The sequence below is a fragment of the Streptomyces sp. 130 genome, assembly GCF_007096885.1.
Taxonomy (GTDB): Bacteria; Actinomycetota; Actinomycetes; order Streptomycetales; family Streptomycetaceae; genus Streptomyces.
In genome coordinates, this window is record NZ_VJNO01000009.1 from 114,188 (window position 1) to 129,001 (window position 14,814).

At 70.9% G+C, this 14,814-nt stretch carries 10 protein-coding genes; 8 read left to right on the forward strand and 2 right to left on the reverse strand.

The window, feature by feature from the left end; all coding sequences use genetic code 11:
- Positions 1-24: 24 nt before the first annotated feature.
- Positions 25-1,746 carry a lytic murein transglycosylase gene (locus FKN01_RS10885; RefSeq protein ID WP_143619008.1) on the reverse strand — a complete coding sequence of 574 codons (1,722 nt, stop codon included), beginning with the start codon at positions 1,744-1,746 and terminating at the stop codon, positions 25-27.
- Between the two features lie 223 nt (positions 1,747-1,969).
- Between FKN01_RS10885 and FKN01_RS10890 the strand changes: the two genes are divergently transcribed.
- Positions 1,970-2,845, forward strand: a complete 876-nt coding sequence (locus FKN01_RS10890; protein ID WP_143619010.1) for a DUF4184 family protein — start codon at positions 1,970-1,972, stop codon at positions 2,843-2,845.
- On the opposite strand, the gene polA is transcribed toward FKN01_RS10890, so the two are convergent.
- Positions 2,831-5,542, reverse strand: coding sequence for a DNA polymerase I (gene polA, locus FKN01_RS10895; RefSeq protein WP_143619012.1), 2,712 nt, complete (start codon positions 5,540-5,542; stop codon positions 2,831-2,833). The genes FKN01_RS10890 and polA overlap by 15 nt on opposite strands.
- Before the next feature lie 166 nt (positions 5,543-5,708).
- Here polA and FKN01_RS10900 point away from each other — a divergent pair, with 166 nt between their 5' ends.
- The 7 genes from FKN01_RS10900 (at position 5,709) to FKN01_RS10930 (ending at position 14,800) form a co-directional block, all read left to right on the forward strand.
- Positions 5,709-7,982: an FdhF/YdeP family oxidoreductase gene (locus FKN01_RS10900; protein WP_143619014.1), complete on the forward strand. Its 2,274-nt coding sequence runs from the start codon at positions 5,709-5,711 to the stop codon at positions 7,980-7,982.
- 66 nt (positions 7,983-8,048) lie between these two features.
- The gene (locus FKN01_RS10905) at positions 8,049-8,519 is read left to right on the forward strand and encodes a PaaI family thioesterase (protein ID WP_143619016.1); all 471 of its coding nucleotides are present in this window, start codon (positions 8,049-8,051) and stop codon (positions 8,517-8,519) included.
- A 647-nt stretch (positions 8,520-9,166) separates the two neighbouring features.
- Positions 9,167-10,384, forward strand: coding sequence for a branched-chain amino acid ABC transporter substrate-binding protein (locus tag FKN01_RS10910; RefSeq protein WP_143619172.1), 1,218 nt, complete (start codon positions 9,167-9,169; stop codon positions 10,382-10,384).
- 100 nt (positions 10,385-10,484) lie between these two features.
- Positions 10,485-11,414 (forward strand): branched-chain amino acid ABC transporter permease, encoded by a 930-nt coding sequence (locus FKN01_RS10915; RefSeq protein WP_143619018.1) that lies wholly within the window; start codon positions 10,485-10,487, stop codon positions 11,412-11,414.
- Between the two features lie 5 nt (positions 11,415-11,419).
- Positions 11,420-13,201, forward strand: a complete 1,782-nt coding sequence (locus FKN01_RS10920) for a branched-chain amino acid ABC transporter permease (protein ID WP_143619020.1) — start codon at positions 11,420-11,422, stop codon at positions 13,199-13,201.
- A 4-nt stretch (positions 13,202-13,205) separates the two neighbouring features.
- Positions 13,206-14,087: an ABC transporter ATP-binding protein gene (locus FKN01_RS10925; RefSeq protein WP_143619022.1), complete on the forward strand. Its 882-nt coding sequence runs from the start codon at positions 13,206-13,208 to the stop codon at positions 14,085-14,087.
- Complete coding sequence (locus FKN01_RS10930) at positions 14,084-14,800, forward strand: ABC transporter ATP-binding protein (protein WP_143619024.1); 717 nt, start codon at positions 14,084-14,086, stop codon at positions 14,798-14,800. The genes FKN01_RS10925 and FKN01_RS10930 overlap by 4 nt, the downstream gene beginning before the upstream one ends.
- Positions 14,801-14,814 lie beyond the last annotated feature (14 nt).

The following is a 14,814-nucleotide window of genomic DNA, read 5'->3' on the forward strand; positions in this document are numbered from 1 at the left end:
GGGGCTGTCCGGGCGGGTCCCCGGTCAGGAGGCGGCGGTGGCCGGGCGCTCCTCGACGGTCAGGTCGATGGTGACCGTGGCGCCGCCCTCGGTGGTGAGGCGCAGCTTGTACGTGCCGGCCGGGCCGTCCGCGTAGAACGTCGGGAGCTTCAGGCTGCCGTCGGCCGCCGTGGTGAGCTCGATGGTGCGGACGGGGTTGCCCGCGTCGTTCGTGCAGTAGGGGCCCTTGTCGTTGACGGCCGGGGTGTCCCCGTCGGTGATCACGGTGGCGGTGACGGCGACCTTGCCCGCGGCCTTGCCCTGGTAGGTGGCGGCGACGGTGATGGGGTCGAAGGTCTCACCGGCGACGGCGGTCAGCTTCGTGGTGCCGGTCCTGGTGATGGCGTCGGCCTGGCGGGCGGTGACGGTCACCTTGAAGGTGGTGGCGACGGAGGTGCCGTCGACGGTGGCCCGCACGGTGAACTCGCCGGTCTTCTCGCCCGCGCGGAGCACCGGCGAGGACACCCTGCCGTCGGCTCCGGTGGCGCGGGTGACCGTCTTGAAGCCGCCGTCGAACGTGGTGTCGGTGTCCCCGACGACGGTGAAGGTGACCTTCGCCTCGGCCACCGTCTTGCCGAGGCCGTCGCGGGCCCGCACCTTGACCCCCGCGCCGAACTTCTCGCCGGCCGTGGCGGTCAGCGTGCCGGTGCCGTCGTTCTGCAGGGCCGCCACGCGCTGCGACGGGGTGGGCGCCGGCGTCGGGGTGTGCGTCGGGGGCTTCGGCTTCGAAGGCTCGGGGCTGGGGTCGGACGGCTGCGTGGGCTCGGTGGAGGTGCCCGGCTGCGGCGTCCCGGACGGCGAGGGCGTCGGGGACGGGCTGCTCGACGGGCCGCCGCCCGGACGGCTGGGGCCCGGACGGCTGGGGCCCGGGTCGCGGCTGGTGGGGCCGGCCGGGAGGACGCCGGTGCCGTCGGGGACCTCGTGCGTGCCCCGGTTGTAGTACGTGAACCAGGAGCGGACCGTACGCAGGTACACGTCGGAGTGGTTGTAGCTGAGGACCGCCCGGTCCAGGTCGGTGGCGGTCGACAGGTCGCGGTCGCCGGCGCAGAGGTAGCGTCCGGCGGCGAGCGCGGCGTCGTAGATGTTGTTGGGGTCCTTGCGGCCGTCGCCGTTGCCGTCCTGGCCCCAGGTCGCCCAGGTGGACGGGATGAACTGCATCGGGCCGACCGCCCGGTCGTGCGTCCGGTCGCCGTCGTAGGCACCGTTGTCGGTGTCCTTGATCAGGGCGAAGCCGTTGCCGTCGAGGGCGGGGCCGAGGATCGGGGAGAGCGTGGTCCCCTGTGCGTCGACCCGGCCGCCGCGGGCCTGGCCGGACTCGACCTTGCCGATCGCGGCGAGCAGCTGCCACGGCAGCCGGCAGGACGGGTCCGTGCCCGCGACGGTCTCCTGGGCCCTCTTGTACGCCGCGAGGACGGAGGCGGGTATCCCGGACTCGGCGCTGCCGGTGACGGGCAGGTTGGCCGAACTGCCGGGCTTGTCCGGGGTGTTCAGCGGCGGCAGGTCCGTGTAGTACGGCGAGTCGCCGGAGACGCCGCCGCCCTGGTCGGCGGGGGTCGTGGCGCCCGCGGACGGGTGCTCGCCGTCCGCCGCGACGAGCGGGGACGGGGCACCGGGGGCCTGCGAGGCCGAGAGCGCCGCCACGGCGACGGCGGCCACGGCCGTGGTGGCCGCTCCTCTGTACAGTCGGCGACCGAATTGCGCTGCCATGAAGTGTGGGCCCTCCCCCTCGTCACGGTCGGCGCTCCCCTGCGCCTGGACTCAGGCGACCCTACGGCACGTCCTCCGGCGCGCACACGGCGGGCGGGCCGGTTCTTACCGCTTTCTCACCTTCCTGAACACGAGTTGTCCACGTGCGGACATTCCCGTGACGAACCCTGCTGCCCCACGGGCCACCCCGTGCCTGCCCCGCCGGGTCACGCATACTGCCCGCATGCCCTTCACGCTCAGCCATGCCGCCGCCGTGCTCCCGGGAATCCGGCGCGACGGCGCCGGCCGTGGCCCGCTGCTCGCCTCGGCCCTGGTCGCCGGGTCGTTCGCCCCCGATCTGACGTACTTCGCGGACTCGGTGGTCCCGGGCGCCATGGAGTTCGGCGAGGTCACCCACGCGGTGTGGGGCGTCGTCACCGTGGACGTGCTGATCACCGCGCTGGCGCTGGGGCTGTGGCTGCTGCTGCGCGACCCGCTGGTGGCGCTGATGCCGCCGCGGTGGCGGAGGCGCGTGCACACCTGGCTGCGGGGCGGCGGGGCCGCGAACGGGCCCGGGCGGCGGGGGCCCGGCGTCCGGGACGCCGCGTGGTTCGCGGCTTCGGCGGTGATCGGGTCCGCCACCCATGTCGTGTGGGACGCCTTCACCCATCACGGCCGGTGGGGTGTGCGGCTGGTGCCCGGGCTCGACGGCAGCGTGGCCGGGTATCCCGTCTTCACGCTCGTCCAGTACGGCACGTCCGCCCCGGCCCTGCTGCTGCTCGCCTGGTTCACGGTGTCGGGGCTGCGGCGGACCGGGGACCGGCCGGTGCCCGCGTCCGTGCCGGTCCTGACCGCGCGGGTGCGGGGCTGGGCGCTCGCCTCGATCGGGCTGTGCGCCGTGCTGGGCACCGCGCACCGGTGCGCCCGCTGGTACGCGTACCACGGGCACGTCGACACGCCGCTGGACATCATCCCGACGGCCTGCTTCGGCGCCGGCGCGGGCCTCGCGGCCGGGCTCCTGCTGTACGCGGCGGCGGTGCGCCTGGCCCCCGCGCGACGAGCGGCGGAGACGGCCGGGGCCCCCGCGGGCCCCGGCCGGAAGCGGTCAGTGCGCCGCTGACTCCCAGTCGTCGCCGACGCCCACGGACACGTCCAGCGGGGCCCGCAGCCGCACGGCCGTCGACATCTCGTGCCGCAGGATGCCCTCGACCCGCTCCCGCTCGCCGTCGGCGATCTCCAGCACGATCTCGTCGTGCACCTGGAGCAGCATCCGCGACTTCAGCTCCGCCTCGGTCAGCGCCCGGTCGACCTGGAGCATGGCGACCTTGACGATGTCCGCGGCGGTGCCCTGGATCGGGGCGTTGAGCGCCATCCGCTCGGCGGTCTCACGGCGCTGGCGGTTGTCGCTGTTCAGGTCGGGGAGATAGCGGCGGCGGCCGAAGATCGTCTCCGTGTACCCGGTGGCCCTGGCCTCCTCCACCACGCGGCGCAGATAGTCGCGGACCCCGCCGAACCGCTCGAAGTAGGTGTCCATCAGGACCCGGGCCTCGCCCGCCTCGATGTTCAGCTGCTGGGAGAGGCCGAAGGCGGAGAGGCCGTACGCCAGGCCGTAGCTCATGGCCTTGATCTTGCGCCGCATCTCCGGGTCGACCGCGGACTTCTCGACGCCGAAGACCTGCGAGGCGACCGTGGTGTGCAGGTCCTCCCCGGAGGTGAACGCCTCGATCAGGCCCGCGTCCTCGGAGAGATGGGCCATCACGCGCAGTTCGATCTGGCTGTAGTCCGCCGTCATCAGCGTCTCGAAACCCTCGCCGACGACGAAGCCGCGGCGGATCGCCCGGCCCTCGTCCGTGCGGACGGGGATGTTCTGCAGATTCGGGTCGGTGGACGACAGACGGCCGGTCGCCGCCACCGTCTGGTTGAACGTGGTGTGGATGCGGCCGTCCGCCGCGATCGACTTCACCAGGCCCTCGACCGTGACCCGCAGCTTCGCCTGCTCGCGGTGGCGGAGCATGAGCACGGGCAGCTCGTGCTCCGTCTGGGCGGCCAGCCAGGCCAGCGCGTCCGCGTCCGTCGTGTAACCGGTCTTGGTCTTCTTGGTCTTCGGCAGACCCAGCTCGCCGAACAGGACCTCCTGCAGCTGCTTGGGCGAACCGAGGTTGAACTCCCGGCCCACCGACGCGTGCGCCTCCTTCACCGCCTGCTGGACGGCCCCGGCGAACTGCTGCTCCATCCCCTCCAGATGGGCCCGGTCCGCCGCGATGCCGTGCCGCTCCAGGCGGGCCAGCAGAATCGACGTCGGGAGCTCCATGTCGTGCAGCAGCCCGGCCGCGCCGACCTCCTTCAGCCGCTCCGTGAACGCGTCACCGAGATCCAGCACCGCGCGGGCCTGCGCCATCAGGGCGTCGGCCTCCGCCCGGTCGTCGGCGCCGAACGCCAGCTGACCGTCGGCCGCGGCGGCCGGAGCCAGCTCCCGGCCCAGATACTCCACGGCCAGCGCGTCCAGCGCGAAGGAGCGCCGGCCGGGCTTCACCAGGTACGCGGCGAGCGCGGTGTCCATCGTGACGCCGTCGAGGTGCCAGCCGTGCTCCGGGAAGACCCGCATCGCGCTCTTCGCGTTGTGCATGACCTTGGGCCGGGCCGGGTCCGCGAGCCAGGCGGCGAACGCCAGCTCGTCGGCCTCGTCCAGCTGCGCCGGGTCCAGCCAGGCGGCGGCCCCGCCGGCGGCGGCGAGCGCGACCTCGGTCACCGCGCCGGCGCCGAGCGACCAGGTGTCGACCGTCATGACGCCGAGCGGCTGCGCGCCGTGCTCCGCCAGCCAGGGGCCGACCTCGCCGGTGCCGAGCACGGCCCCGTCCAGCTCGATCCCGGCGGCGGGCGCGGGCGGCTCGGCCTCCGCCGCGCCCGGGTCGACCGCGAGCAGCCGCTCGCGCAGGCTCGGGTTGCGGATCTCCAGTATGTCGAGGATGCCGGTGACCGCCGTGCGGTCGTACGGAGCGCGCTCCAGCCCCTCCGGGGTCTTCGGCAGCTCCACGTCCCGGACCATCTCGGTCAGCACGCGGTTCATCTTCACCGCGTCCAGGTGGTCGCGGAGATTCTGCCCGGCCACGCCCTTGACCTCGTCGGCCCGCGCGATCAGCTCGTCGAACGAGCCGAACTGGTTGATCCACTTCGCGGCGGTCTTCTCACCGACCTTGGGAATGCTCGGAAGGTTGTCCGACGGGTCACCGCGCAGCGCCGCGAAGTCCGGATACTGCCGGGGGGTGAGCCCGTACTTCTCCACGACCTTCTCCGGGGTGAAGCGGGTCAGCTCGGAGACGCCCTTGGTGGGGTAGAGCACGGTCACGTTGTCCGTGATCAGCTGGAACGAATCCCGGTCACCCGTGACGATCAGGACCTCAAAGCCGGCCGCCTCGGCCTGCGTGGCCAGCGTCGCGATGATGTCGTCCGCCTCGAAGCCCTCGACCGCGAACCGGTCCGCGCGCATCGCGTCCAGCAACTCGCCGATCAGCTCGACCTGGCCCTTGAACTCGTCGGGGGTCTTCGAGCGGTTCGCCTTGTACTCCGGGAACTCCTGCGCCCGCCACGTCTTGCGGGACACGTCGAACGCCACCGCGAAATGCGTCGGCGCCTCGTCACGCAGGGTGTTCGCGAGCATCGACATGAAGCCGTACACCGCGTTCGTCGGCTGGCCCGCCGCCGTCGTGAAATTCTCCGCGGGCAGCGCAAAGAACGCCCGGTACGCCAGGGAGTGCCCGTCCATCAGGAGCAGGCGCGGTCGGTTGTCTGCCGTCTTCTTCGATGCCGTCTCAGCCACACCCCGATCCTGCCACGGCCCACTGACAATCCGGACCGGCCACCGCCCGCGCGGCCTCACCGGGCGCCCGGCCCGCCCCGCGTGCCAGGATCGAGGGACGGAAACACCCCCGGCGGACCCCCGAGGCACCTGACGGGGTCCCGCAGCACACCCGTAGAGGAGCACCATGGCCGGCAAGCCGCCCGCAGGAGACCCCGTCCAGGACGCCCCCCGGGTCGGACCGGCCCAGCACTCCGCCGCCGGTCTGCCCGCCGTCGCCCACAGCCTGCGCGTCGCCCAGCAGCAGATGGGCCTGCGCCGCGCCGCGCAGACCCTCCTCAAGGTCAACCAGAAGGACGGCTTCGACTGCCCCGGCTGCGCCTGGCCCGAGGGCGACAAGCGGCACACCGCCGAATTCTGCGAGAACGGCGTCAAGGCCGTCGCCGAGGAGGCCACGCTCCGCCGGGTCACCCCCGACTTCTTCGCCGCCCACCCCGTCTCCGACCTCGCCGGGCGCAGCGGCTACTGGCTCGGCCAGCAGGGCCGTATCACCCAGCCCGTCTACCTCCCCGAGGGCGCCGACCGCTACGAGGCCGTGACCTGGGAGCGGGCCTTCGAGATCGTCGCCGAGGAGCTGGGCGCCCTCGCCTCCCCCGACGAGGCCGTCTTCTACACCTCCGGGCGCACCAGCAACGAGGCCGCGTTCCTCCTCCAGCTCTTCGCCCGCGAATTCGGCACCAACAACCTCCCCGACTGCTCCAACATGTGCCACGAGTCCTCGGGCTCCGCGCTCACCGAGACGATCGGCGTCGGCAAGGGCTCGGTCTCCCTGGAGGACCTGCACCACGCCGACCTGATCATCATCGCCGGACAGAACCCCGGCACCAACCACCCCCGGATGCTCTCCGCCCTGGAAGCGGCCAAGGCGGCCGGCGCGAAGATCATCTCGGTGAACCCGCTGCCCGAGGCCGGCCTCGAACGCTTCAAGAACCCGCAGACCCCGCACGGCATGCTCAAGGGCACCCCGCTCAACGACCTCTTCCTCCAGATCCGGATCGGCGGCGACCAGGCCCTCTTCCGCCTCCTGAACAAGCTCATCCTGGAGACCGAGGGCGCCGTCGACCGGACGTTCGTCGCCGAACACACCCATGGCTACGAGGAGTTCGCCGCCGCGGCGGCCGACGCGGACTGGGACACGACGCTCGCCGCCACCGGACTCGAACGCGCCGCCATCGAACAGGCCCTCGCCATGGTCCTGGCCTCCCGGCGCACCGTCGTCTGCTGGGCCATGGGCCTCACCCAGCACAAGCACTCCGTGCCGACCATCCGCGAGATCGTCAACTTCCTCCTGCTGCGCGGCAACATCGGCCGCCCCGGCGCCGGCGTCTGCCCCGTGCGGGGCCACTCCAACGTCCAGGGCGACCGCACCATGGGCATCTTCGAACGCCCGGCGCCCGCCTTCCTCGACGCCCTCGACCAGGAGTTCGGCATCACCTCGCCGCGCCACCACGGCTACGACGTGGTCCGCGCGATCCGCGCCCTGCGCGACGGCGACGCCAAGGCCTTCTTCGCGATGGGCGGCAACTTCGTCGCCGCCACCCCCGACACCGACGTCACCGAGGCAGCCATGCGCAACGCCCGCCTCACCGTCCACGTCTCCACCAAGCTCAACCGCTCCCACGCCGTCACCGGCGCCCGCGCGCTGATCCTGCCCACCCTCGGCCGCACCGACAGGGACGTCCAGGCGGGCGGCAAGCAGTTCGTGACCGTCGAGGACTCCATGAGCAAGGTCCACGCCTCGCGCGGCAACCTCACCCCCGCGAGCCCCCACCTGCTCTCCGAGCCCGCCATCGTCGCCCGCCTCGCCCGCGCCGTCCTCGGAGCCGAATCCGCCACGCCCTGGGAGGAGTTCGAGAGGGACTACGCGACCATCCGGGACCGCATCTCCCGGGTCGTCCCCGGCTTCGAGAACTTCAACGCGCGCATCGCCCACCCCGGCGGCTTCACCCTTCCGCACGGCCCCCGCGACTCCCGCCGCTTCCCCACCGCCACCGGGAAGGCCAACTTCACCGCCGCACCCGTCGAATTCCCCGAACTCCCCGAGGGCCGGCTGCTGCTCCAGACCCTGCGCTCCCACGACCAGTACAACACCACCATCTACGGCCTGGACGACCGCTACCGGGGCATCAGGGGAGGCCGCCGCGTCGTCCTCGTACACCCCGAGGACGCGGCGGCGCTCGGCCTCACCGACGGGTCCTACACCGACCTCGTCAGCGAGTGGAAGGACGGCGTGGAGCGCCGCGCCCCGGGCTTCCGGGTCGTCCACTACCCCACCGCCCGGGGCTGCGCCGCCGCGTACTACCCGGAGACCAACGTGCTGGTCCCCCTGGACTCCACCGCCGACACCAGCAACACCCCCGCCTCCAAGTCCGTCGTGGTGCGCTTCGAGCCCGCACGCTAAGCGACCGCTCAGCCGTCTGATAAGAACGACGCGGACGAGCACCACACAGAGACGAAAGGCGGACCCATGGGCGAGCACACCGCACCCACGTTCCCCCAGGAGATCATCGACGAGTACGCCGCACTCGGCGTCGACCTGCCCGCCCTCTTCTCCGCCGGCCACCTCGGCGAACGCATGGGCGTCCGGATCACCGAGGCCTCCGCCGAGCGCGTCGTCGGCACCATGCCGGTCGAGGGCAACACCCAGCCCTACGGACTCCTGCACGGCGGCGCCTCCGCCGTCCTCGCCGAGACCCTGGGCTCCGTCGGGTCGATGCTGCACGGCGGCCCGTCCAAGCTCGCCGTCGGCGTCGACCTCAACTGCACCCATCACCGAGGGGTGCGAAGCGGCCTCGTCACCGGCACCGCCACCCCCGTACACCGGGGGCGCACCACCGCCACGTACGAGATCGCCATCACCGACGAACACGGCAAGCGGGTCTGCACCGCGCGCCTCACCTGCCTGCTGCGCGACGCCCCCGCACCCGAGGCCGCCTGACCCCGCACCACCGCACCACCACCCCTGCCCGGCCGTGACCAAAACGGCCGGGCAGCGGCATTTCCGGGCACAACCGCCGCCCCCTGCAAGGAAATTGCACAGCTCACGGCCCCAACCCCCTTGACCCCGCGCCCCGTTCCATGGCCCACTCAGCTGCCACACCCATCCACCCCCACCGCCACACCGCGTCGCCGCACCCCCGCCGCCGTAACGCTAAGTAATCAACGCCCGAGGCGGAGCAGCCCCTCCGCGACTCGGCCAGCCCGGCCCGACAGCCACCGGGCCCTCCGCCATGCCCCCGCACCCCCGCACCGGCCCCCTTCGGGCGACAGCAGCAAGATCGCCCCAAGCCCCTTAGCAGAGCTGCGTGTTCTCACATTGCGGTCACTTCACGGTCCGGTAAAAAGCCGTACATGTCCGCCCAGCCACCTCAAGCCTTGCTCAAGGGCATAACAAGACAGTCACATCCTTGGCCGGCAGCACTCCCGACCCCCACCACTGCCCTTAGAGTCACGGCCAGTCACCGCGCCGCCGGGCGCGTCTGCAAGCACGGCCCTGTACCAATCCAGTACGGCCCGGCGAACGACACGGCACCTCAAGCAGAGGAGGCCGCGCCAGGGAAAGGACCTTTCGTGCGACACCGTTCTTTGCTCATCCTCACCACAGTGCTCACCACAGGTGCGCTGACGCTCACCGCCTGCGGGTCGCGCGACGACGACAACAAGAGCGACGGCGGCAGCGGCGGCTCCAACACCACCGTCGTCATCGGCGTCGACGCACCCCTCACCGGTGACCTCTCCGCCCTCGGCCTCGGCATCAAGAACTCCGCCGACCTCGCCGCCAAGACGGCGAACAAGGAGAAGACCGTCCCCGGCATCACCTTCGAGGTCCAGCCGCTCGACGACCAGGCCCAGCCCTCCGTCGGCCAGCAGAACGCCACGAAGTTCATCGACAACAAGAAGGTCCTCGGCGTCGTCGGCCCGCTGAACTCCGGCGTCTCCCAGTCGATGCAGAAGCCGCTCAACGACGCCGGCCTCACCCAGGTCTCCCCCGCCAACACCGGCACCGAGCTGACCCAGGGCGACAACTGGAAGACCGGCGACAAGAAGCGCCCCTTCAAGACCTACTTCCGCACCGCCACCACCGACCAGATCCAGGGCGCCTTCGCCGCGAAGTACCTCTACAACAACGCGAAGATCAAGCAGGTCTACCTCATCGACGACCAGAAGCCCTACGGCGCCGGTCTCGCGGCATCCTTCAAGGCCACCTACACCGGACTCGGCGGCAAGATCGTCGGCTCCGACCACGTCAACCCCGACGACCGCGACTTCAACGCCGTCGTCACCAAGGTCAAGAGCTCCGGCGCCAAGGCCGTCTACTACGGCGGTGAGTACCCCGCCGGCGCCCCCCTCAGCCAGCAGCTCAAGGCCCGCGTCCAGATCCCCCTCATGGGCGGCGACGGCATGTACAGCGCCGACTTCATCAAGCTCAACAAGAAGGCCCAGGGCGACATCGCGACCTCCGTCGGCAAGCCCGTCGAGGAGCTCGACTCCGCCAAGGACTTCATCGAGGCCTACAAGACCGCCGGCTACAAGGACGCCTACGAGGCCTACGGGGGCGGCACCTACGACGCCACCTGGTCCATCATCGAGGCCGTCAAGCTCGTCGTCGCCGAGAACGACGGCAAGCTCCCCGACGACGCCCGCGCCAAGGTGCTCGACGCCATGAGCAAGGTCAAGTTCGACGGCGTCACCGGCCCGGTCTCCTTCGACCAGTACGGCGACACCACCAACACCATGATGACCGCCTACCAGGTCGACGGCGGCAAGTGGGTCTCCAGGCTCAGCGAGGCCTACAAGCCGTAACCGCCCCGGGCACGCCCCGACCCCGACCCCAGACCGCGCGGGAGCGCTACGAGCACTCCCGCGCGGTGCCATATCCGAACCACTCCACGGAGGCCCTGCGGTGCACGAACTGCCGCAACAGCTGGCCAATGGACTCATCCTCGGCGCGATGTACGGACTCATCGCGATCGGCTACACGATGGTCTACGGAATCATCCAGCTCATCAACTTCGCCCACGGCGAGATCTTCATGATCGGAGGCTTCGGAGCTCTCACCGTCTACCTCTGGATGCCGGCCGGCTCCAACCTCCTCGCCATCCTCCCCCTCATGATCATCGGCGGCGTCATATGCTCCGTCGCCGTCAGCGCCGCCGCCGAACGCTTCGCCTACCGGCCGCTGCGCAACGCCCCCCGGCTCGCCCCGCTGATCACCGCGATCGGACTCTCCCTCGCCCTCCAGCAAGCCATCTGGAAGTGGTACCCCGACGCCACCAAGGACCGCCCCTTCCCCCAGTTCAAGGGCGAAGCCTTCGGCCTCTTCGGCGCCCACATCCAGCGCAGCGACCTCTTCGTCCTGATCGCCGCCCCCGTCTGCATGGTCGCCCTCGGGCTCTTCGTCTCCAAGACCCGCGCCGGCCGCGGCATGCAGGCCACCTCGCAGGACCCGGACACCGCCAAGCTCATGGGCATCAACACCGACCGCATCATCGTCATGGCCTTCGCCATCGGTGCCGCGTTCGCCGCCGTCGCCGCCGTCGCCTACGGGCTCAAGAACGGCCAGGTCGGCTTCCACATGGGCTTCATCATGGGCCTCAAAGCCTTCACCGCCGCCGTCCTCGGCGGCATCGGCAACATCTACGGCGCCATGGTCGGCGGAGTCGTCCTCGGCGTCGCCGAATCCCTCGCCACCGGCTACATGAGCCACGTACCCGGCATGGACCTCTTCGGCGGCGGCGCCTGGAAGGACGTATGGGCCTTCGTCCTCCTCATCGTCGTCCTGCTGCTGCGGCCCCAGGGCCTGCTCGGCGAACGCGTCGCGGACAGGGCGTGATACGGATGACCACCGCACTCCTCCCCGTCCCCGCCCCCGCCGCCCGCGCCGCCACCCTGGCCGGCGCCGCCGCCGCCCTCGCCGGCACCCTGCTCCCCTGGACCTGGACCTCCGAATTCCCCGGCGACCTCACCGTCACCGGCTACCCCGGCGGTCTCCAGGTCCTCACCCTCACCGGCGCGATCCTCACCCTGCTCTTCGCCCTCACCGGCTACGGCATCCCCGGACTGCGCTGGCTCACCCCCGCAGGCACCAACAGCCCCGTCCGCCTCCTGGCCCTCGCCACCTTCGGCACCACCGGCTACGCCATGGGCGCCATCTCCTACGAGCTCGGCGGCGTCGTCAACCTCGAACCGGGAGCCTGGGTCAGCGGCATCGGCGCGCTCGTCGCCGTCATCGCCTCCCTCGCCCTTCCCTACGACGTCCCGGTTTCCGCCGACGACCCCGCGCCGAACGCCTGGCAGCGCTTCCGCCACAGCCTCACCGCGCCCTCGGCACCCCGCGCCAAAAAGGCCCTCCCCGCCTGGGCCGAGATCGTCATCATCGCGGTCTCCTTCGGGCTCGCGCTGTACGTCTTCACCTACGGGATCGACATCCCCACCGAGGACTCCGAACAGTTCATCGGCTTCCTCATCACCGCGGGCTTCACCTTCACCGCACTCGCACGGGCCGGCCTCATCGCCCGCGTCACCGCGCTGACCGCCAAGCACCGCAACGTCACCCTGGCGGCCGCCCTCGTCGCGGCGCTCTGCTTCCCCTTCACCCAGGACACCGCGGAATACGCCCTCATCGGCGTCAACATCCTCATCTTCGCCACCGTCGCCCTGGGCCTCAACGTCGTCGTCGGCCTCGCCGGCCTCCTCGACCTCGGATACGTCGCCTTCCTCGGCGTCGGCGCCTACACCGCCGCCCTGGTCTCCGGCGCCCCGCTCTCCGCGATCGGCGTCAAATTCCCCTTCTGGGCCGCCGTCCTCACCGGAGCCGTCGTCTCCATGATCTTCGGCGTCCTGATCGGCGCCCCCACCCTGCGCCTCCGAGGCGACTACCTGGCCATCGTCACCCTCGGCTTCGGTGAGATCTTCCGCGTCACCGTGAACAACCTCAACGGCAACAGCGGCCCCGACCTCACCAACGGCTCCCAGGGCATCCCCAGCATCCCCGACCTCAACCTCTTCGGGATCGACTTCGCCCTCAGCCACGACATCGGCCCCTTCACCCTCAGCAGGCCGGCCAACTACTACCTGCTGATGCTCGTCTTCACCGCCGTCGTCGTCCTCGTCTTCCGCCGCTCCGGGGAATCCCGCATCGGCCGCGCCTGGGTCGCCATCCGCGAGGACGAGACCGCCGCCACCGCCATGGGCATCAACGCCTTCCGGCTCAAGCTCCTCGCCTTCGCCCTCGGCGCCACGCTCGCCGGCCTCGCCGGCACCGTACAGGCACACGTCAACTACACCGTGACGCCGGAGCAGTACCAGTTCGCCGGCTCCGTACCCCCGAACTCCGCGTTCCTCCTCGCCGCCGTCATCCTCGGCGGCATGGGAACCCTCAGCGGACCCTTCGTCGGCGCCGCACTGCTCTACCTCATCCCGGCCAAGCTCCAGTTCATGCAGGACTACCAGCTCTTCCTCTTCGGAATCGCCCTCGTCCTCCTGATGCGCTTCCGGCCCGAGGGCCTGGTCGCCGACCGCAGGAAACAGCTCGAATTCCACGAGACCGACCAGCTCGACGTGCCCACACCCCGGAAGTCCGACGAGACGGACGCCGGCATCGCCAAGGCGGGGGCGTAACACCATGACCACCACCAAGACCGCCACCACGACGACCGTCCTGGACGCCAGCGGGGTCACCATGCGCTTCGGCGGCCTCACCGCCGTCCGCGACGTCGACCTCCAGGTCAACACCGGCGAGATCGTCGGCCTCATCGGCCCCAACGGCGCCGGCAAGACCACCTTCTTCAACTGCCTCACCGGCCTCTACGTCCCCACCGAGGGCAAGGTCAGCTACCAGGGCACCGTCCTGCCGCCCAAGCCCCACCTCGTCACCAAGGCAGGCATCGCCCGCACCTTCCAGAACATCCGGCTCTTCGCCAACATGACCGTCCTGGAGAACGTCCTCGTCGGACGCCACACCAGGACCAAGGAAGGGCTCTGGTCCGCCCTGCTCCACCTGCCCGGCTACCGGGCCGCGGAGAACTCCAGCCGCGAACGCGCCATGGAACTCCTGGAGTTCATCGGCCTCCAGAACAAGGCCGACCACCTCGCGCGCAACCTCCCCTACGGAGACCAGCGCAAACTGGAGATCGCCCGCGCCCTCGCCAGCGACCCCGGACTCCTCCTCCTGGACGAGCCCACCGCCGGCATGAACCCCCAGGAGACCCGCGTCACCGAAGAGCTCATCTTCGCGATCCGGGACCAGGGCATCGCCGTCCTCGTCATCGAGCACGACATGCGCTTCATCTTCAACCTCTGCGACCGCGTCGCCTGCCTCGTCCAGGGCGAGAAGCTCGTCGAAGGCACCGCGTCCGAGGTCCAGAGCGACGAACGCGTCATCGCCGCCTACCTCGGCACCCCCTTCGAAGGCGCCCCCGGCGCGGACGAGGTCGCCGAGGTGGAAGCGGCCGAGGCCCACACGAACACCGAAGAGACGGAAACGGAAGAGGAGGGCAACCGATGACCGCACTGCTGGAGGTCGAGGACCTCCGCGTCGCCTACGGCAAGATCGAAGCCGTCAAGGGCATCTCGTTCACCGTCGAGGCCGGCCAGGTGGTCACCCTCATCGGCACCAACGGCGCCGGCAAGACCACCACCCTGCGCACCCTTTCCGGGCTGCTCAAACCCCTCGCCGGGCGCATCCTCTTCGAGGGCAGACCGCTCACCAACATCCCCGCGCACAAGATCGTCTCCCTGGGCCTCGCCCACTCCCCCGAGGGCCGCCACATCTTCCCCCGGCTGACGATCACGGAGAACCTGCTCCTCGGCGCCTACCTCCGCAACGACAAGGCGGGCATCGAGAAGGACGTCCAGCGCGCCTACGACCTCTTCCCCATCCTCGGGGAACGCCGGAAGCAGGCCGCCGGAACGCTCTCCGGCGGCGAGCAGCAGATGCTCGCCATGGGCAGGGCGCTGATGTCCCAGCCCAAGCTGCTCATGCTCGACGAGCCCTCCATGGGCCTCTCGCCGATCATGATGCAGAAGATCATGGAGACCATCGTCGAACTCCGCGCCTCCGGCACGACGATCCTCCTGGTCGAGCAGAACGCCCAGGCCGCGCTGTCGCTGGCCGACCGGGGCCACGTCATGGAGATCGGCAAGATCGTCCTCTCCGGCACCGGGGCGGACCTCCTCCACGACGAGTCCGTCCGCAAGGCGTACCTGGGCGAGGACTGAGCGCTTACGGATAC

Bases quoted from the DNA above. Each gene is read 5' to 3' on its own strand.
- FKN01_RS10885 (WP_143619008.1), bottom strand. From the start codon at position 1,746: ATGGCAGCGCAATTCGGTCGCCGACTGTACAGAGGAGCGGCCACCACG.
- FKN01_RS10890 (WP_143619010.1), top strand. From the start codon at position 1,970: ATGCCCTTCACGCTCAGCCATGCCGCCGCCGTGCTCCCGGGAATCCGG.
- FKN01_RS10900 (WP_143619014.1), top strand. From the start codon at position 5,709: ATGGCCGGCAAGCCGCCCGCAGGAGACCCCGTCCAGGACGCCCCCCGG.
- FKN01_RS10905 (WP_143619016.1), top strand. From the start codon at position 8,049: ATGGGCGAGCACACCGCACCCACGTTCCCCCAGGAGATCATCGACGAG.
- FKN01_RS10920 (WP_143619020.1), top strand. From the start codon at position 11,420: ATGACCACCGCACTCCTCCCCGTCCCCGCCCCCGCCGCCCGCGCCGCC.
- FKN01_RS10925 (WP_143619022.1), top strand. From the start codon at position 13,206: ATGACCACCACCAAGACCGCCACCACGACGACCGTCCTGGACGCCAGC.
- FKN01_RS10930 (WP_143619024.1), top strand. From the start codon at position 14,084: ATGACCGCACTGCTGGAGGTCGAGGACCTCCGCGTCGCCTACGGCAAG.